This window comes from Pseudomonas sp. CF161, assembly GCF_000416215.1.
Taxonomy (GTDB): domain Bacteria; phylum Pseudomonadota; class Gammaproteobacteria; order Pseudomonadales; family Pseudomonadaceae; genus Aquipseudomonas.
In genome coordinates, this window is the sequence record NZ_ATLP01000093.1 from 1 (window position 1) to 17,320 (window position 17,320).

Annotated in this window: 16 protein-coding genes; 9 read left to right on the forward strand and 7 right to left on the reverse strand. The window is 64.3% G+C overall.

All coding sequences use genetic code 11. The features are described from left to right. Positions 1-421 (reverse strand): DUF4880 domain-containing protein (locus CF161_RS19735; protein ID WP_020298367.1); only part of this gene is annotated, 421 nt, incomplete at its 3' end. Positions 422-443: 22 nt separating this feature from the next. Then, the gene (locus tag CF161_RS19740; RefSeq protein ID WP_020298368.1) at positions 444-932 is read right to left on the reverse strand and encodes a sigma-70 family RNA polymerase sigma factor; all 489 of its coding nucleotides are present in this window, start codon (positions 930-932) and stop codon (positions 444-446) included. Between the two features lie 216 nt (positions 933-1,148). Between CF161_RS19740 and CF161_RS19745 the strand changes: the two genes are divergently transcribed. The 7 genes from CF161_RS19745 to CF161_RS19775 all read left to right on the forward strand — a co-directional run bounded on the left by CF161_RS19745 (position 1,149) and on the right by CF161_RS19775 (position 8,650). Then, positions 1,149-1,454: a DUF3649 domain-containing protein gene (locus CF161_RS19745; protein ID WP_020298369.1), complete on the forward strand. Its 306-nt coding sequence runs from the start codon at positions 1,149-1,151 to the stop codon at positions 1,452-1,454. Beyond that, positions 1,451-3,025: a PepSY domain-containing protein gene (locus CF161_RS19750; RefSeq protein WP_020298370.1), complete on the forward strand. Its 1,575-nt coding sequence runs from the start codon at positions 1,451-1,453 to the stop codon at positions 3,023-3,025. The genes CF161_RS19745 and CF161_RS19750 overlap by 4 nt, the downstream gene beginning before the upstream one ends. Beyond that, positions 3,026-3,352, forward strand: a complete 327-nt coding sequence (locus CF161_RS19755; protein WP_020298371.1) for a DUF3325 domain-containing protein — start codon at positions 3,026-3,028, stop codon at positions 3,350-3,352. A 12-nt stretch (positions 3,353-3,364) separates the two neighbouring features. Next, complete coding sequence (locus tag CF161_RS19760) at positions 3,365-3,943, forward strand: RNA polymerase sigma factor (protein WP_020298372.1); 579 nt, start codon at positions 3,365-3,367, stop codon at positions 3,941-3,943. Continuing rightward, complete coding sequence (locus CF161_RS19765; RefSeq protein WP_020298373.1) at positions 3,940-4,929, forward strand: FecR family protein; 990 nt, start codon at positions 3,940-3,942, stop codon at positions 4,927-4,929. The genes CF161_RS19760 and CF161_RS19765 overlap by 4 nt, the downstream gene beginning before the upstream one ends. A gap of 233 nt (positions 4,930-5,162) precedes the next feature. Then, positions 5,163-7,598, forward strand: a complete 2,436-nt coding sequence (locus CF161_RS19770) for a TonB-dependent receptor (protein ID WP_043229896.1) — start codon at positions 5,163-5,165, stop codon at positions 7,596-7,598. Next, positions 7,598-8,650: a hypothetical protein gene (locus tag CF161_RS19775; RefSeq protein ID WP_020298375.1), complete on the forward strand. Its 1,053-nt coding sequence runs from the start codon at positions 7,598-7,600 to the stop codon at positions 8,648-8,650. Before CF161_RS19770 ends, CF161_RS19775 begins: the two co-directional genes overlap by 1 nt. On the opposite strand, the gene CF161_RS19780 is transcribed toward CF161_RS19775, so the two are convergent. The 3 genes from CF161_RS19780 to CF161_RS19790 all read right to left on the reverse strand — a co-directional run bounded on the left by CF161_RS19780 (position 8,625) and on the right by CF161_RS19790 (position 12,173). Beyond that, on the reverse strand, positions 8,625-9,527 hold the full coding sequence (locus CF161_RS19780; protein WP_084471735.1) for a phosphatase PAP2 family protein: 903 nt from the start codon (positions 9,525-9,527) through the stop codon (positions 8,625-8,627). The genes CF161_RS19775 and CF161_RS19780 overlap by 26 nt on opposite strands. A gap of 43 nt (positions 9,528-9,570) precedes the next feature. After that, entirely contained in the window at positions 9,571-10,848 is a 1,278-nt protein-coding gene (locus tag CF161_RS19785) for an OprD family porin (RefSeq protein ID WP_020298377.1), read from the reverse strand. Positions 10,849-11,297: 449 nt separating this feature from the next. Next, positions 11,298-12,173 (reverse strand): helix-turn-helix domain-containing protein, encoded by an 876-nt coding sequence (locus CF161_RS19790; RefSeq protein WP_020298378.1) that lies wholly within the window; start codon positions 12,171-12,173, stop codon positions 11,298-11,300. A gap of 220 nt (positions 12,174-12,393) precedes the next feature. Between CF161_RS19790 and CF161_RS19795 the strand changes: the two genes are divergently transcribed. Then, complete coding sequence (locus tag CF161_RS19795; protein WP_020298379.1) at positions 12,394-13,305, forward strand: DMT family transporter; 912 nt, start codon at positions 12,394-12,396, stop codon at positions 13,303-13,305. A gap of 106 nt (positions 13,306-13,411) precedes the next feature. On the opposite strand, the gene CF161_RS19800 is transcribed toward CF161_RS19795, so the two are convergent. Continuing rightward, positions 13,412-14,386, reverse strand: coding sequence for a D-glycerate dehydrogenase (locus CF161_RS19800; protein ID WP_020298380.1), 975 nt, complete (start codon positions 14,384-14,386; stop codon positions 13,412-13,414). Between the two features lie 187 nt (positions 14,387-14,573). Then, positions 14,574-15,542 (reverse strand): LysR family transcriptional regulator, encoded by a 969-nt coding sequence (locus tag CF161_RS19805; protein WP_020298381.1) that lies wholly within the window; start codon positions 15,540-15,542, stop codon positions 14,574-14,576. A gap of 264 nt (positions 15,543-15,806) precedes the next feature. Between CF161_RS19805 and CF161_RS19810 the strand changes: the two genes are divergently transcribed. Beyond that, on the forward strand, positions 15,807-17,318 hold the full coding sequence (locus CF161_RS19810; protein WP_020298382.1) for an efflux transporter outer membrane subunit: 1,512 nt from the start codon (positions 15,807-15,809) through the stop codon (positions 17,316-17,318). Positions 17,319-17,320: the final 2 nt, after the last annotated feature.

Consider the following 17,320-nt stretch of genomic DNA (forward strand, 5'->3'; position numbering starts at 1 on the left):
CGCTGTTGGTATTGAGTTGCAGCAGGCTGCCATCGTCCAGGGTCAGCTTGCGCCGCTGGCCCAGCGGGCTGCGGTAGTCAGCCAGCAGCGGCGGCAGCGGGTTGTGCTCGCGCAGGCTCCAGGCCGCGGCAGAACCGGCGCCGAGAATCAGCAGCAGCTTGAGGGCCTGGCGCCGGCTGGAGGACTTCGGCGCATTGAGCGCGGCATGGGCCAGGGGCGAGCCCATGCCACGCAGCCGCTGGTTGACTCGCTGAATATGCTCCCAGGCCCGCTGGTGTTCGCTGTGGGCATCGTGCCATTGCTGCCAGGCCTGCTGCTGGCGCGGGCTGAGGGCACCGCTCTGGATTTCGATCAGCCAGTGCACGGCCTGCTCGGCGACCTGGGTCGAGAAGCCCGGCGCACCATTGAAAGGGTTGTTCATAAGGGGGAGCGCATTGAGTGATTCACAGGGCGAAGTAGCAGCGCAGGGCGGCCTTGTTCAAGTGACGCTTGACCGTAGCGATGGAAATGCCCAGCTCTTGCGCAATTTCGCCGTAGCTCAGGCCGTCGACCTGGGCCAGCAGAAAGGCGCGCTTGACCGGGCGTGGCAAGCCGTCGAGCAACTCGTCGAGTTCAACCAGGGTTTGCAGGATGATCGCCCGGTCTTCCTCGGAGGGCGCCACCTGCTCCGGCATCTGCGCCAGGGCTTCGTGGTAGGGGCGTTCCAGGTCCTGGCGCCGGTAGTGGTTGCACAGCACGCGTTTGGCGATGGTGGTGAGGAACGCCCGAGGTTCGATGATCTGCGGCGCTTCGCGGGCCGTCAGCACCCGCATGAAGGTGTCTTGTGCCAGGTCGGCGGCGTTGTGGGGGCAGCCAAGGCGGCGTCGCAACCAGCCGTTGAGCCAGTTGTGATGCGCGTGATAGAGCACTTCGAGGGTTGAGGCGTGGGCCAAGCGAACGCTCCGACAGCATACGGATGCTTAAGAGAACAAGAATTGTTCGCATTGTAGGGGCGAGATATGGCATTCGGCAATCAGTGTGGACCGACGGCGAGGCATCGGTTTATCGGCACTTTTTGCGTATGAGAATATTTATCATTAATATTGCCGCTCTTTAAGCTTGCCCCGGTGCAGTGGGGGGCAGGTTTTTTAACGTTTCCAGGGCGGAACATGAAAAGCAACGTTGGCGCGACTCCCGTTTCCTATCGCCTGGCCGTGGCCTCGCGGGTGCTGGCGGCGGTGTTCGGTGGTTACCTGCTGGCGGCGTTGGGCAGTGTCTGCCTGACCTTGCTGTTACCCATGCCCCGGATCGATGCGACGGTCAGCGGGATGACGGCCTCGTTTGTGTTTTACCTGCTGGCGGTGCTCTGGTGTTTCGCCTGTCGCAGCGCCTGGCGGGCCTGGGCCGGGGTCGCGGGCGCCTGCCTGGTGCTGGCGCTGATCGCCGGCCTGGCCTACTGGATGGCGCGCCCATGAAAGAGGGTTTTCGTCAGTCCATGGCCTGGCTGCACACCTGGAGCGGGTTGGTGTTTGGCTGGCTGCTGTTCGCGATTTTCTTCACCGGGACCCTGTCGTATTTCAAGGCGGAAATCAGCCACTGGATGCAACCGGAAGTCCCGGCCCGGGCGGTCAGCACCGACAGCAGCCTGGCCCTGGCCCAGGGCTACCTGCAGCAACATGCCAGTGGCGCCGGGCGCTGGTTCATCAACCTGCCGGATGCCCGTGAACCGGCGCTGTCGGTGATGTGGCAGGGCCCGGTCAAGCCCGGCGAGCGCGGCGCCTTCACGGAAAAACTCCTCGACCCGGCCACCGGCAGCGAAATCCAGGCCCGGGATACCCGGGGCGGCGAGTTTTTCTACCGCTTCCACTTCCAGCTGCAAATGCCCCACCCCTGGGGCCGCTGGCTGGCGACCAGCGCGGCCATGGTGATGTTCGTCGCCTTGATCAGCGGGATCATCACCCACAAGAAAATCTTCAAGGACTTCTTCACCTTCCGCCCGCGCAAGGGCCAGCGCTCATGGCTCGACGGGCATAACGCGGTGGGTGTCCTGGTGTTGCCGTTTCACCTGATGATCACCTACAGCAGCCTGGTGATCTTTATGACCATGGTCATGCCGGCCAGCATTCTCACGGCTTATGACGGCAACACCCGGGCGTTTTTCAATGAGGCGTTTCCAGGCACCAACAATGCGCCGGCCGCGGGCAAGCCAGGGGTGCTGATGCCCATGGGGCCGCTGGTGGAGCAGGCGCGGCAGCAGTGGTCGGGCGGGCACATCGGGCGGATCGCGGTGAATAACCCCGGGGACGAAAACGCGTCGGTGAACGTGTTTCGTCACAGTGCCGATCGGGTGGTGCACGACTTTGGCAGCGTGATCTCGTTCAACGGCGTGACCGGCCAATTGCTCCGGGTGTCCCCCGAACAGTCGTTGCCGGCGGCGATTGCCGGCAGTTTCTACGGGCTGCACATGGGGGTGTTTGCCGGGCCGGTGCTGCGCTGGCTGTACTTTATCTGCGGTCTGGCCGGCACGGCGATGATCGGCACCGGGCTGGTGATCTGGCTCGGCAAGCGCCAGCTGAAGCACGCCAAGAGTGGGGTCATGCCGTTCGAGCTGCGCCTGGTGGAGGTGCTGAATATCGCCAGCATGGCGGGCCTGGTGTTGGCGGTCGCGGCGTTTTTCTGGGCCAATCGCCTGTTGCCGGCAGTTTTCGCCGAGCGGGCGGACTGGGAGGTCAACAGCTTCTTCATGGTCTGGGGCTTGAGCCTGGTGCATGCCGCCGTGCGCCGTGGGCGGCGGGCCTGGGTCGAGCAATTGGGCCTGGCCGCGCTGCTGTTTGCCGCGGTGCCGCTGCTCGACCTGTTGACCGCGCCCGCCGGGCTGGCCGGCAGTGACTGGATGCTCGCCGGGTTCGACCTGACCTGCCTGGGCAGCGGTGTATTCCTGGCCTGGGCCGCCTGGAAAATGCAGCGTTCGTCCCACACCAAGCCCAGCCCGCAGCCGCGAGCCGAACGGCCACGGCCGCTGACGCTGAAGAACGAGGTGAATTGAATGCTGCTCGCCGTGCTGCTGTGCTATGCCGGGTTTGCCGCCTTGTGCCTGTCGATGGATCGGCATCACAGCGACCTGTTGGGACGCAAGGCCTCGGCGGGGCGCCGCCAGGGCTTGAGGCTGGGCGGCTGGGCGTTGCTGGGTTTGTCGTTGTGGGCGGCGGTGGCGGCCGCCGGTTGGGGCCTGGGGTTGGTGCAGTGGTGCGCGGTGTTGATGCTCAGTGCCTTGCTGCTGGTGCTGCTGTTGCCCTATCGCCCGCGCCTGGCCTTGTGGCTGGCCGCCCTGGGCTTGCTGGCCAGCCCGCTCGCCGCTGTTGCGCAGCTTTAAGCGGACCGGCCGATGATCATTAGTACCCCTCCGGAACACCCTGACCTCGACCGCCCGGAAGCCTCGGGCAGTCGTGCGCATTTTCTGCAGGTGTTTTTGTCCCAGCGTCCGCAGATGGAGGCCTTGGTCAGCCGTCGCGTAGGCTGCCGGGCGACGGCGGCCGACCTGGTGCAGGACTTGTTCCTGCGCTTCTGGCGCCGGCCGCTGGTGCAGGTCGAAGAGCTCAGCACCTACCTGCTGCGCTGCGCCGGCAACATTGCCATCGACCATTTGCGCAGCGAGGGCGCACGGGTCCGGGTCAACGAAAGCTGGCTGCCGGAGCAGCAGGATCACTACAGCGCCGAGCCGCAAGCGGCGCTGGAGGCAGGCAATGACCTGCGCCACGTCGAGGCGGCGCTGCGCAGCCTGCCGGAGCGCACGCGGCAGATCTTTTTGCTCAACCGCATCCATGGCCGCAAGTACGCACAAATCGCCAAGGCCATGGGGTTGTCCCAAAGCGCCGTGGAAAAACATATGATGCGCGCCCTCGAAGCCTGCAAGGCCAGCCTGCGGGAACCCTCGACCCCGCGAACGCCAGGGAAAGCACCGTGAACAGTATTGCTCGCGTCACCCCGACGCCGGCCCAGGAGCAGGCAGCCCTGGCCTGGCTCAGCCTGTTGCATGACCAACCCAGCAGTGGCGATCAGGCGACATTCAGCCAGTGGCTGCAGGCCGACCCGGCGCATATCGAAGCCTATGCCCAGGCCCAGGTGCTGTGGGAGCTCAGCGAAGTACCGGCACGGACCCTGGCTCGGGAAGATGAATTCGCCCTGCAGGGCTACCTGCGGGAGATGGACCGGGCCCAGGGCCGTTCGCGGCGCCGTTGGGCTGCCGGGTTGGCGATGGCCGCCTGTTTGCTGCTGACAATCAGCATTGGGGTCGGTTGGCAGCCACAGCGCTGGGTCGACGATTTTGGCGCCGACTATGTCTCGGCCCCGGGGCAGGTGCGCACCGTGACCCTGGCCGATCAGTCCCAGGTGACCCTGGATGCCGACAGCGCGATTGCTGTGGACTTCACCCGGGGCGAGCGCCACGTGCAACTGCGCCGGGGGGCCGGTTTTTTCAGCGTGACCCACACCGGCCAGCCGTTTGTGGTCGAGGCCGATAGCGGCCGGGTGCAGGTGCTGGGCACCCAGTTCGAAGTGCGCCTGCAACGGGCCGGGGCCCAGGTCACCGTGCTCTCCGGACGCGTGGGCGTGACCCCGCAACCGGGCGCGAACCAGGAGGTGCTGGGCGCGGGCCAGCAGTTGGCGTATGCCGATGGCGTCAGCCAGGCGCTGCATGGCGTCGACAGTGAGGCGCACCTGGCCTGGCGCCAGGGTTGGCTGAACTTCTACAAGCAACCCCTGGCCGAAGTGGTCAAGGACCTGGGGCGCTACTACCCGGGGCGGATCCTGCTGCTCAACGATGAACTGGGCGCCCGCCGAGTCAGCGGCAACTTCCCCAGCCAGGACCCGCAGGCGGTGCTCAACTCTCTGCAGGGCGTGCTTGGCTTTCAACAGCACCAGCTACTGGGCCGCGTGATTATCCTGCGTTGATGCCGGGTCCTTGGGGGCCAGGTAAATGGAGTGCGTCTCACAGGGCCAGCGCAGCCTAGCGGCCCTATGGGCGCCGTGGAACGTCAGGTAGATAAAGGGCGTTCAGTCGCCCAAACACACCGGCCCGAAAATATTTTCATTTTTTTGCTGAGGTAAACCCGGGCGGCATTCGTGTAGTGCTTGAAAGTGCGAGTCATTCGCATCCGTAGCGGTTCTACACACAGGTCTCGAGCATGAAGTCCAGGGCACACATGGCGGCAAGCGGTTCGGTTAAAGGGTGGTTCGGCGCGTCGGCGCTGGCGGTTTCTGGCTTGGCCATGTTGCCGTTGAGCGTGGCCCTGGCGGCCGATGCCGGCAGCGCGCAACACAGTGCGGTGTTCAATTTCGCCATCGCCGCCAAGCCGCTGCCCCAGGCCCTGAGCGATTTCAGCCGGGTCACCGGGATCAGCGTGGTGTACACCGATGAGGCGGCTTACGGCATCCAGGCCCCGGCCGTCAGCGGTTCATTGAGCGCCGAGCAGGCCTTGCAGCGCCTGCTGGGCAACTCCGGGCTGAGCTTCCGTCGCACCGACGCCCACACCCTGGCCCTGGAGCCGCAGCCCACCGCCGGCGCGCTGAACCTGGGGGCGACCACCATCACCTCCGTGGTCGCGGCCGACAGCACCAGCTACCAGCCTCCGGCCACCACCTCGATCGCCCGTTCCCAGGCCGTGAACCAGGAGATCCCGCAGATCATCAACGTGGTGCCGGCCCAGGCCATGCGCGACCAGGCGCCGCGCAACCTGGACGATGCCCTGACCAACATCAGCGGCATCACCCAGAGCAACACCCTGGGCGGCACCCTGGACGCGGTGATGATCCGCGGGTTTGGCGACAACCGTAACGGCTCGATCATGCGCGACAGCATGCCGGTGATGCAGGGCCGCGCTCTGAACGCCACCGCCGAGCGGGTCGAGGTGCTCAAGGGCCCGGCGTCTCTGCTCTACGGCATCCAGGACCCGGGCGGCGTGGTCAACATCGTCAGCAAAAAGCCCCAGCTCGAGCAGTACAACGCCGTGACCGTGCGCGGCTCCAGCTATGGCTCGGGCAAGAACGGCAGCGGCGGCAGCCTCGACAGCACCGGCGCCCTGGGGGACTCCGGGCTGGCCTATCGGATGATTGTCGACCACGAGGATGAAGACTACTGGCGCAACTTCGGCACCCACCGCGAGACCCTGGTGGCGCCGTCCCTGGCCTGGTACGGCGAAGACACCAAAGTGCTGCTGGCCTATGAGCACCGCGAGTTCCTGACCCCGTTCGACCGTGGCACCGCCATCGACTCCAGGACCAACCACCCGCTGGACATTCCGGCGACCCGCCGCCTGGACGAACCGTTCAACAACCTGGAAGGGCGCTCGGACCTGTATCGATTTGAGGTCGACCATGACCTCAACGACAACTGGAAGGCGCATTTCGGCTACAGCTGGAACCGCGAAACCTACGATGCCAGCCAGGTTCGCCTGACGGCCGTCAATAGCAACGGCACCCTGACCCGCACCATGGACGGCACCCAGGGCGCCCTGACCACCGACCGGTATGCCACTGCCACCCTGCAAGGCAAGACCGAGCTGGCCGGGATGCAGCACGACCTGGTGTTCGGCCTGGACGATGAGTACCGCAAGATTTACCGCGCCGACCTGATTCGCGGCACCGCGTCGACCTTCAACTACCTCAACCCGGTGTATGGCCAGCAAGTGGCGGGTACTGCCGTGCGCGCCGCCGACAGCGACCAGACCGATCTGCTGCGCACCGACTCGCTGTTCTTCCAGGACTCGATCCACCTCACCGACCAGTGGATTCTGGTGGGCGGTGCGCGCTTCCAGGAATACGACCAGTACGCGGGTCGGGGCCGTCCGTTCCACGCCAACACCGACACCAACGGGCAGAAATGGGTGCCGCGCGCCGGCCTGGTGTACCGCTACACCGACGCGCTGTCGTTCTATGGCAGCTACACCGAATCCTTCAAGCCCAACTCCAGCATCGCGCCTCTGGGCGGCGGCAATGTGGTGCTCGATGGCAGCATCGAGCCGGAGGAAGGCAAGTCCTGGGAACTGGGGGCCAAGCTCGACCTGCCGGGGCGCATCACCGCCAGCGCTGCGCTGTTTGATATCACCAAGCGCAACGTGCTGGTGACTACCGCGACCGCCAACGAAACCGTGACCAGCGTTGCCGGCGAAGTGAAATCCCGCGGCCTGGAAATGGACCTCACCGGCCAGCTCACCGAGCAGTGGAGCCTGATCGGCAGCTACGCCTACACCGACGCCGAAGTGACCAAGGACACCCAATACAAAGGCAAGCGCCTGCAGAACGTGGCCAAGAACACCGGTTCGCTGTCGGCGGTGTATGACTTCGGCAGCCTGATCGGCGGCGACCGCCTGCGGGTCGGCGCCGGTGCGCGTTATGTCGGCGAACGGGCCGGTGATGCGCCCAACAGCTTCGACCTGCCGGCCTACACCGTGGCCGACGCCTTCGCCACCTACGACACCAAGGTCGAAGGGCAGAAGGTCAAGTTCCAGCTCAACGTGAAGAACCTGTTCGACAAGACCTACTACACCTCGGCGGCGAGCCGGTTCTTTGTGTCCATGGGCGATTCGCGCCAGGTGTCGTTGTCCAGCACCCTGGAGTTTTGATGAGGGTCTTGAGCCTGCTGGGCCTGGCCTTGGCCCTCAATGCGGGCGCCTGGGCGGCGCCCGCTAGCGACGCTCGGGGTTACCACCGGGAGCAGCGGGTCACGCTGCCTGGGTCGGGCTCCAGCTGGGGCTTTATCGCCCTCGACCCGAGCCGGCCGTACCTGTTCCTGGCGCGACGGGAAAACGGCCTGAGTGTGTTCGATGTGGACAAGCAGCGGGCAGTCAAGACCCTTGAGCAGTCCGAGGGCGCTAATGGCGTGGTGTTTGTGCCGCCGCTGGATCGGCTGTTGTTGCTCAACACCGACGGCAGCCTGGGCATCGTGCAGTTATCGACCCTCAAGCCGTTGAAGCGTATTGCGCTGGCCCAGAGCAACCTCAATAGCGCGGTGTACGAGCCCAGCACCGGCCAGGTCATCATCGTCAGCGGCCGGCGTGCCGATCGCTCGACCTTGTTTGTGTTCGACCCCCTGCAGGAGCGTATCAGCGCTGCCCACGAGTTCGAGGTGAAGAAGATCGACCCCTTGCTGCTCAAGGGCGATGGCAGTTTTTTCATGCCCATGCGCGATGAAGGCAAGGTGGCGCGGATCTCCTCCAGCAGCTTTGCCGTGCTCGACACCTGGACGTACCCGGGGTGCAGCCGACCGAGTGCCCTGGCCCAGGACGCCGAGCGTGGCCGGCTGTTTATCGCCTGCCGCGGTGAGCAGCCACAGTTGCTGGTGGTGGACCGCGACAGCGGCGCGCTCAAGGCCAGCCTGCCGATTGGGCGTGACGTCAACGCCCTGGCGTATGACCCGCAGCAGCGTTTGTTGTTGATCCCCAGCGGAGTCGACGCCAGCCTGACGCTGGTCGACCAGCTGGACGCCGACCACTACCGCCCGCGCGCCAGCGTCAGCACCGCGCCGATGGCTTACAACATGGCGTTCGACCCCCGCAGCCAGCGGGTGTACCTGGCGGCGATGGACTTTACCCAGCCCCTGGCCGAGCCATCGCAGCCCAAGGCCGACCCGCTGTTTCACGCCAATACCTTCACGGTTCTGACCCTGGCGCCTTAGGTTCTGGCGCTGCTGGGTCGGGTGCGGGCGCGCTGTTTTGCGCTGATACAAACGCCGGCTGTGGCACCAGGGCCTCGGCCTGTGCCATGCAATCGCCGCTGGCGCCGAGGCCTTTGGCGCGCACGGCGGCCAACTCCTGCCTGGCCGCCGCGAAGTCGGCCTGGAAGATCGGGTCGCTGTGCAAGCGGGCCACGGTCGCGGCGCCCAGATCACGGCCCTCGCGGATATCGCTGTACCAATGCACGTTGCACACCAGGCGGCTTTCGGTATAAGCCCGGCCTCGGGCCAGAATCGCATTGCTGTTGGCGGGGGAAAGCTCGCTGAGTAACAGGGCCCAGGCCCAGCCAATCGAACTGTGCCCGGAAGGATACGAGCCGTTCTTGGCCAGTTTGGCTTCCTCGTCCGGGGTGCAACTGGGCTGTTGGTTAAACACAAACGGTCGGGTCCGGGCGTAGTGCTTTTTTGCGCTGTCGGTGGCCAGCCCGGCATCCGTCAGGGTGCGGCGCAACAACAGGTACAGGCGCGGGGTCAGGCGCTCGTTGATCGGCGCATTCAAGGCGCAGGAAAAGGTCTCGGCGGCGGCGGGAAAGTGCAGTTCGGCGTCGCGGATCGCCAGCTTCCAGCGTTCGCTGCCCCGCAGTGCCTGGCTCTGTTGGGCCATGCTTTGATCCAGGGCGAAGGCCGCCGAGTTCACCTCGGGCGGCGCAGGCAACAGCAGCAAGCTATCGGGTAAGGCGTCCTGGGGCAGATACCCGATTAAATACCCGGGGCTGAGTTCCGGCACGGTGTCGGGGGCCGCGACTTCTCGGGCATCGGCAGAAGTGAATACCGAACAGCATAAAAGGCCGATCAAGACCGGTACTGATAAGTGCCGCATAAGGCGATCTCCGCTTCGAAGTTACAGGATGGGGGGTGAGTGGTCAGCGAATGATCCAGGAGTAACTTAGCATCAGTCGCACATCGTCCATGTCGCTGGGAAAGTTGCGTGAATAGTTGGAGCGGTAGATTGCACTTCGCACACGCACGGTCAGATCTTTAATAGGACCCTGCTGTACGGTGTAACGCACTTCATTGTCCAGTTCCCGTTCTTTACCAATGGTGCGAGTGCCGGTGATTTGCGCATGGCTGCCTGACATGTAACGGCTGTTTATAGTTAAACCGGGCAGTCCGATGGCCGCGAAATCGTAGCCATAGCGCAGGGTCCAGGAGCGTTCCTTGGCGTTGGCGAAGTCACCCAGGATGGACAGGTTGATAAGGTTGGCATCGGTGCCATGGATAAAGGCATAACCCGTCTCACCGAACATCTGTTGATAACCCAGGCCCAGGGTGTGGCCTTGCAGGGCGTAACTGAACAACCCCTGCGCGCTCTGGTTATCGATGGTCGAGCCCTTGGCTGCGCCGTAGTCGCTGGTCAGGCTGAAGCGAACATCGGTGGCCCAGGTGCCAGGCCCCAGCGTGCCTTTGCTGAGCAGGGTCATGACCTGCTGGCGGTAGATATCTTGCAGCTGCGCAACGTGGTAACTGCCAAGCCACTGCGGGTTGAATTGATACGACAGGCCAGCCGTGTCGAAGTGATCGGCGGTGGCGCCATGGCCTTTGAAGCGTCGATTGGCGAGGCTGAGGGTCAGCGGGGAATGGTCGGTGGAGTTGCGCTGTTTGACGGTGTTCAGGCGCGCTGCGGTCAAGGTCAGGCCCTTGACTTCATTGGACTTGATGAACCCGCCGGCGAAGGTTTGGGGGAACAGCCGGCCGTCATTCGGCCTGATGGTCGGCAGCGGCGGCAGGATCAACTCGCCAACGCTGAGCACGGTGTTACTGGCCTTGAGTTTGCCGGCCACGGCGAGCTTGGAATATTCATCAGGCGCGCTGCCGTCGTCATGCACGGGCAACAGGCCGGTGCCGGTGCGGTCCTTGCTGGAGTCCAGTTTGAGACCCAGCATGGCGCTCGCATCCACACCGAAACCCAGGCTGCCCTCGGTGAACCCGGAATCGAGGCGCAACATGAAACCTTGCGCCCACTCCTCACGTTTCGACTGCGCGTTACCTTCACGAAAGTCCCGGTTGAAGTAGTAGTTGCGCAGATCGAGGCGCAGGCGACTGTCTTCAATCACCTCTGCCTGGGCGGGCAACACAAGGCCACAACCGGCGATGGATAAGGAACCAAGGATAAGCGGGTGCTGACGCGGGAGGCAGGGCATTTTATCGTCCTTGTTATTTTTTATTATCGGGATCAATACAAGTGCTGGCGGTTGTTAATTGAATGATGTTGTAAGTGGGTTTGGTAACTTTAAATAAGTGGTGAATGTAGGTTGATGGATAAAGCGCTGGGTTTTAGTTGGTGGGCTGCGCTGTTTTAGTTAACGGCTTGTTGTTTTTATTGTTTATAAAGTGCTGAGTGGCTGAGCATAAGCGCACTTTTTAACCGGGCAAGAATCATTGATCAGCCGCATACGGGACTATCCAGGCCAAGTTTGATAGCTAACATGACCTATGGGTGTTATTGGCGGGGCTCGATAAAAACTTGCCTCTATAGACAGACCTGGCCTTGCAGCGCAGGGCCAGGTGCATGCGCAGTGATGGCAGTTTTACTTTTTAGGGCGTGAGGCGTCGGGCCAACCTGGGTATTTTGCAGTTGCCCACCCTGGCGTCAGCGAGCAAACGCCTGGCGATACTCCCCGGGCGTGCCACCCAGGGTCTGGCGAAAGCGGTTGGTGAAATGGCTGGCGCTGGAGAAGCCGCAGGCCAGGGCAATCTCGCCCAGGGCCAGGGAGGTGCTGCGCAGCAAATGCCGGGCCTGGGCCAGGCGCCGGGCCAGCACATACTGGTGCGGCGGCAGGCCGAAGCTTGCGCTGAACATTCGCGCAAAATGGTATTCCGACAACGCGCACAACCCGGCCAACTGCCCGAGGCTGATGGGTTCGCCCAACTGGCTGTCGATGTACTCCACCAGATGCCGGCGCTGGTGCGCAGCCAGCCCGCCCTTCAAGCGCAGGCCCTGGCGCAGGCCCACCTGATTGAGCAGCGCGTGGCTGAGCATTTCGTGGGCCAGGCTGCTGGTCAGCAGGCGTTCGGCGGGTTCGTCCCAGTTGAGCTGGATCAGGCGGCGAAAGCGCCGGGCCTGAAGCGGGTCATCGAGGAAGGTGCTTTCGCGCAGTTGCAGTTCGCGGGGTTCGCGGTCGAGCAGGGTGACGCAGCCCAGGGCGAATTGCTCGGGGCTGAAATACAGGTGCGCCAGGCGGATTTCACCGTTGATCACCCAGGCCGATTGATGCTCGGCGGGGAGGATGCACAGTTTGTCCGGCCCGCCCGTGGTGCCCGGTTGCTCGCGGCGAAAGGTCCCGGTGCCGCCGGCGATGTAGCACGACAGGGTGTGGTGGCTGGGAGCCTCGTAGTCCTGGGCGTCGTGGTGGTTGCTCCACAAGGCTGCAGCCAGGCCGTCACCGAGCTCGGCGCTGTGCTCGAGGCGAGCATTGGGCGAGCGGTTGAGGGCTTGGAAGACTTGCAGGGTTTCCAGTGCGGGCATGGTCTGTACGTCGTTGAAAAATGAGTGCGCCACGATCCTGTAGCCGCTGCCGTGGGCTGCGCACGGCCCGGGGGCAGGGCGATGGTGCAGCCTTCAAGGTTTTGCATCCTACTCCGTAGACGGGGCGCTGCCAGCTGGCGATCCGACAAAAGCGCAAGTTTATGCAAGCGTGCGCCGCGCTCGGGGCCTGACACTGCAAGCCGAACTCAGGAGTAGCGCCATGAACCTTGCCTTGTATTTGCTCACCGTCCTGATCTGGGGCACCACCTGGATCGCCTTGAAACTGCAACTGGGCGTGGTGGCGATTCCGGTCTCGATCGTCTATCGCTTCGGGCTGGCGGCGCTGATCCTGTTCGTGGTGCTGCTGCTCAGCCGCAAGCTGCAGGTGATGAACCGGCGCGGGCACCTGATCTGCCTGGCCCAGGGTTTGTGCCTGTTCTGCATCAATTTCATGTGCTTTTTGCACGCCAGCCAGTGGATCCCCAGCGGCCTGGTGGCAGTGGTGTTTTCCACGGCCACCCTGTGGAACGCGCTGAATGCCCGGGTGTTCTTCGGCCAACGGGTGGCGCGTAACGTGCTGCTGGGCGGCGGCCTCGGCCTGCTGGGCCTGGGGCTGTTGTTCTGGCCGGAACTGGTGGGCCACAGCGCCAGCCCGCAAACCTTGCTGGGCCTGGGGCTGGCCCTGCTCGGCACCCTGTGTTTCTCGGCGGGCAATATGTTGTCCAGCCTGCAACAGAAGGCCGGGCTCAAGCCGCTGACCACCAATGCCTGGGGCATGGCCTACGGCGCGGTGATGCTGGGGGGGTATTGCCTGGTCCAGGGCGTGCCGTTCGCCATGGAATGGAACACGCGCTACATCGGCTCGTTGCTGTACCTGGTGATCCCGGGCTCGGTGATCGGTTTTACCGCCTACCTGACCCTGGTCGGGCGCATGGGCCCGGAACGCGCGGCCTACTGCACCGTGCTGTTTCCGGTGGTGGCGCTGAATGTGTCGGCCTACGCCGAAGGCTATCAGTGGACCGCTCCGGCACTGGCCGGGCTGGTCCTGGTGATGCTGGGCAACGTGCTGGTGTTTCGCAAACCGAAACCGGCCTTGGCCGTCACCCCTGGGAATCTGCGCCCTGCTGCCTGAGCGCAACCTGCAGCCGTTGCTGGGAGGCAGGCCAGGTCGCTGAGCATGGGGGCAGGGCTTGCAGAACAGCCGGGTTCCAGGGGCATGGCGCCCCTGGGTTTGCCCCTCAGCCCTTCCAGGTTTGCGGATTGACCAGGTCCTGCGGGCGCTCACCGAGCAAGGCACTGCGCAGGTTATCCACCGCGCGATTGGCCATGGCCTCGCGGGTTTCGTGGGTCGCCGAGCCAACGTGGGGCAGGGTGACGGCGTTTTTTAGTTGGAACAACGGCGATTCGGCCAGCGGCTCCTTCTCGTAGACGTCGAGCCCGGCACCGCGAATCTGGCCTTTCTGCAGGGCCTCGATCAGCGCCGGCTCATCCACCACCGGGCCGCGGGAAATATTCACCAGGATCGCGCTCGGCTTCATCAGCGCCAGTTCACGCTGGCTGATCAGGTGCTTGGTCTTGTCGCTGAGGGGCACCACCAGGCACACGAAATCGGCTTCGGCCAGCAGTTGATCCAGGCTGCGCAACTGCGCCCCGAGTTCCTGTTCCAGCTGAGGCTTGCGGCTGTTGCCGCTGTACAGGATCGGCATGTTGAAACCCAGGCGACCACGACGGGCGATGGCCGCGCCGATGTTGCCCATGCCGACGATGCCCAGGGTCTTGCCGTGCACATCACTGCCAAACAGCGACGCACCAACGCTGGCCTGCCACTGGCCGGCCTTGGTCCAGGCGTCCAGTTCGGCCACCCGGCGGGCGCTGCTCATCAGCAGGGCGAACGCCAGGTCGGCGGTGCTTTCGGTGAGCACGTCCGGGGTGTTGGTGAGCATGATCCCGCGTTCGTTGAAGTAACCCAGATCGTAGTTGTCGTAACCCACCGAGACGCTGGACACCACTTGCAGCTTGCCGGCGTTTTCCAGCTGAGCGCGGCCCAGCTTGCGGCCGACGCCGATCAGGCCGTGGGCCTGGGGCAGGGCTTCGTTGAACTGCGCGCTGATATCACCCTGCTTGGGGTCCGGCACGATCACGTCGAACTCCTGGCGCAGGCGTTCGATCATCTCGGGAGTGATGCGGCTGAAGGCAAGTACGGTCTTTTTCATCGCGGGAGGGCTCGACAGGCGGGAGAGAATGCCAAGCAAGCTAACATTCTCGACGGCTTTTTTGTAGCCGCTGCCGAGGCACGAGGCTGCGCTGGCCCTCAGATCCACCGGAGTGTTTTCAGGTGTACCTTCGGCGCCGACATGGGCCAGCGCAGCCTGGCGGTAGTGGCTACTGGGTTGAGGAGGCTTAATTGGTCAGGCGGGCACCGGCCAGGCTGCCGCTGAGTTCGTAGGCGGCGAGTTCGGCCTGGTGCGCGGCGAGGATCTCCGGCAGGGAGCCGCGCAGGTATTCGACCCAGGTCTTGATCTTGGCGTCCAGGTACTGGCGCGAAGGGTAGATGGCATACAGGTTCAGCTCCTGGGAGCGGTACTGCGGCATGACCCGCACCAGGGTGCCGTTGCGCAGCCCTTCGATGGCCGCGTACACCGGCAGCACGCCGACGCCCATGCCGCTGGTGATCGCGGTTTTCATCGCGTCGGCGGAGTTCACCAGGAACGGCGAGCCGTTGATGGTCACCATCTCCTGGCCTTCCGGGCCGTCGAACGTCCATTTTTCCAGGGGGATGACCGGGCTCACCAGGCGCAGGCAGGCGTGGTTCAGCAGGTCGATGGGCTTGTTCGGGCAGCCGTTGGCTTTTACATAGGCCGGCGAGGCACAGACGATGCTGTAGGTGATCCCCAGGCGCTGGGAGACAAACCCCGAGTCCGGCAGCTCGCTGGCGAGCACGATGGACACGTCGTAGCCCTCGTCCAAGAGGTCCGGCACGCGGTTGGCCATGGTCAGGTCGAAGGTCACGTCGGGGTGGGTCTTGCGGTAGCGGGCGATGGCGTCGATCACGAAGTGCTGGCCGATACCGGTCATGGTGTGCACTTTCAATTGCCCGGCGGGGCGAGCGTGAGCGTCGCTGGCTTCGGCCTCGGCTTCTTCGACATAGGCCAGGATCTGCTCGCAGCGCAGCAGGTAGCGTTTGCCGGCCTCGGTCAGGGCGATGCGGCGAGTCGTACGGTTGAGCAAGCGGGTTTGCAGGTGGGCCTCAAGGTTGGAGACCGCGCGCGAGACATTGGCTGTGGTGGTGTCCAGTTGCACGGCGGCGGCGGTGAAACTGCCGGCCTCGGCGACACAGCTGAAGGCGCGCATGTTTTGCAAAGTGTCCATGGGGTGCTCTCAAGGGAGATGGCAAATTGTGACACGAAGTTTCAGGGTTTACAGGGGCTTGGGGATACGACCAATGGATTATCGCGTTTACGGTAACAAAGATTCACAGGAAACCCACCTTATCGCAATCGAGGCCGCCCCCTAGAATTGCCGCGATCTGCAGGAGCCTGTCGTGCAATGCGTTGTCCCAGACGCATCGTGTCGCCCACCCGACGGCCCCTGCCAGAGATTTGCCCCTCCCCCCGATCTCAGGAATTCGCAGCAGTGCCGCCTCGCATCAGCAGAGAGTTGAAGACTCTCAGTGTTTGGGCTTTATCGTTAGCAATCAGCGGCTGCATCGGAACCGGAGGCATAGCGCCCCAAGGCACGCTAGTTCCCGCCAATACCCTGGCCACCGACGAGGCGATTCAGAGCGCCGCCCAGGACGCCCACTGGCCCAGTGCCCAGTGGTGGCAGGCTTATGGCGATCCGCAGCTGGACCACTGGGTCGACCTCGCCCTGCAAGGCAGCCCGAGCATGGCCATGGCCGCCGCCCGGGTGCGCCAGGCACGGGCCCTGGCCGGTGTCGCCGAATCTGCCGAATCGCTGCAGATCAATGGCGATGCCAGCCTAAAGCGCCACAATTGGCCCGCTGATCAGTTCTACGGTCCCGGTGACCTGGCCAACAGCACCACCTGGGACAACAACGCGGCCCTGGGCCTGAGCTATGCCCTGGACCTCTGGGGGCGCGAAAGCAACGCCAGCGAACGCGCCGTGGACCTGGCTCACATGAGCGCCGCCGAGGCGCGCCTGGCCCAACTGGAACTGTCGAACAACGTGGTGCGGGCCTACATCCAGCTGTCGCTGCACTACGCCCGGCGCGACATCGTGCAGGCGACCCTGAAGCAGCAACAGCAGATTCTCGAGCTGGCGCAAAAGCGCCTGGACGCGGGCATCGGCACCCACTTCGAAGTCAGCCAGGCTCAAACCCCGCTGCCGGAAACCCATCGCCAGATCGACGCCCTGGATGAGGAAATCGCCCTGACCCGCAACCAGCTGGCGGCCCTGGCCGGCAAAGGTCCGGGGGCCGGCGCGCAACTGCAACGGCCAACCCTGGCCCTGGGCGCCGCACTGCGCCTGCCATCGGCCTTGCCCGCGCAGTTGCTCGGCCAGCGCCCGGACGTGGTCGCCAGCCGCTGGCAAGTGGCGGCCCAGGCCCGTGGCATCGATGTGGCCCACGCCGGTTTCTACCCCAACGTCGACCTGGTGGGCAGCCTCGGCTACATGGCCACCGGCGGCGGCGCGCTGGAGTTCCTCACCGGCAAGAAACTCACCTACAACGTCGGCCCCGCCATCAGCCTGCCGATCTTCGACGGCGGGCGCCTGCGTGCCGAACTGGGTGAAGCCTCGGCCGGCTACGACATCGCCGTCGCGCACTACAACCAGACCCTGGTCAATGCGCTGAAAAGCATCTCCGATCAGTTGATCCGCCGCGAGTCCATGGACAAGCAGCAAGGTTTTGCCGCCGAGTCGGTGGCGTCGGCGCAGAAAACCTATGACATCGCGATGATCGCCTACCAGCGCGGCCTCACCGACTACCTCAACGTGCTGAACGCCCAGAGCCTGTTGTTCCAGCAGCAACAGATCCAGCAGCAGGTGCAGGCGGCGCGGCTCACGGCCCATGCCGAGCTGGTGACGGCCCTGGGTGGCGGCCTGGAAGCGGGGCGCGATGTGCCTGCGGACGTCAAGATCCAACCGAGCAAGACCCCGGCGGCCCTGGCCGTCTTTGACCATTGATC

Bases quoted from the DNA above. Each gene is read 5' to 3' on its own strand.
- CF161_RS19790 (WP_020298378.1), bottom strand. From the start codon at position 12,173: ATGCCCGCACTGGAAACCCTGCAAGTCTTCCAAGCCCTCAACCGCTCG.
- CF161_RS19795 (WP_020298379.1), top strand. From the start codon at position 12,394: ATGAACCTTGCCTTGTATTTGCTCACCGTCCTGATCTGGGGCACCACC.
- CF161_RS19775 (WP_020298375.1), top strand. From the start codon at position 7,598: ATGAGGGTCTTGAGCCTGCTGGGCCTGGCCTTGGCCCTCAATGCGGGC.
- CF161_RS19800 (WP_020298380.1), bottom strand. From the start codon at position 14,386: ATGAAAAAGACCGTACTTGCCTTCAGCCGCATCACTCCCGAGATGATC.
- CF161_RS19785 (WP_020298377.1), bottom strand. From the start codon at position 10,848: ATGCCCTGCCTCCCGCGTCAGCACCCGCTTATCCTTGGTTCCTTATCC.
- CF161_RS19755 (WP_020298371.1), top strand. From the start codon at position 3,026: ATGCTGCTCGCCGTGCTGCTGTGCTATGCCGGGTTTGCCGCCTTGTGC.
- CF161_RS19760 (WP_020298372.1), top strand. From the start codon at position 3,365: ATGATCATTAGTACCCCTCCGGAACACCCTGACCTCGACCGCCCGGAA.
- CF161_RS19745 (WP_020298369.1), top strand. From the start codon at position 1,149: ATGAAAAGCAACGTTGGCGCGACTCCCGTTTCCTATCGCCTGGCCGTG.
- CF161_RS19805 (WP_020298381.1), bottom strand. From the start codon at position 15,542: ATGGACACTTTGCAAAACATGCGCGCCTTCAGCTGTGTCGCCGAGGCC.
- CF161_RS19770 (WP_043229896.1), top strand. From the start codon at position 5,163: ATGAAGTCCAGGGCACACATGGCGGCAAGCGGTTCGGTTAAAGGGTGG.
- CF161_RS19780 (WP_084471735.1), bottom strand. From the start codon at position 9,527: ATGCGGCACTTATCAGTACCGGTCTTGATCGGCCTTTTATGCTGTTCG.
- CF161_RS19750 (WP_020298370.1), top strand. From the start codon at position 1,451: ATGAAAGAGGGTTTTCGTCAGTCCATGGCCTGGCTGCACACCTGGAGC.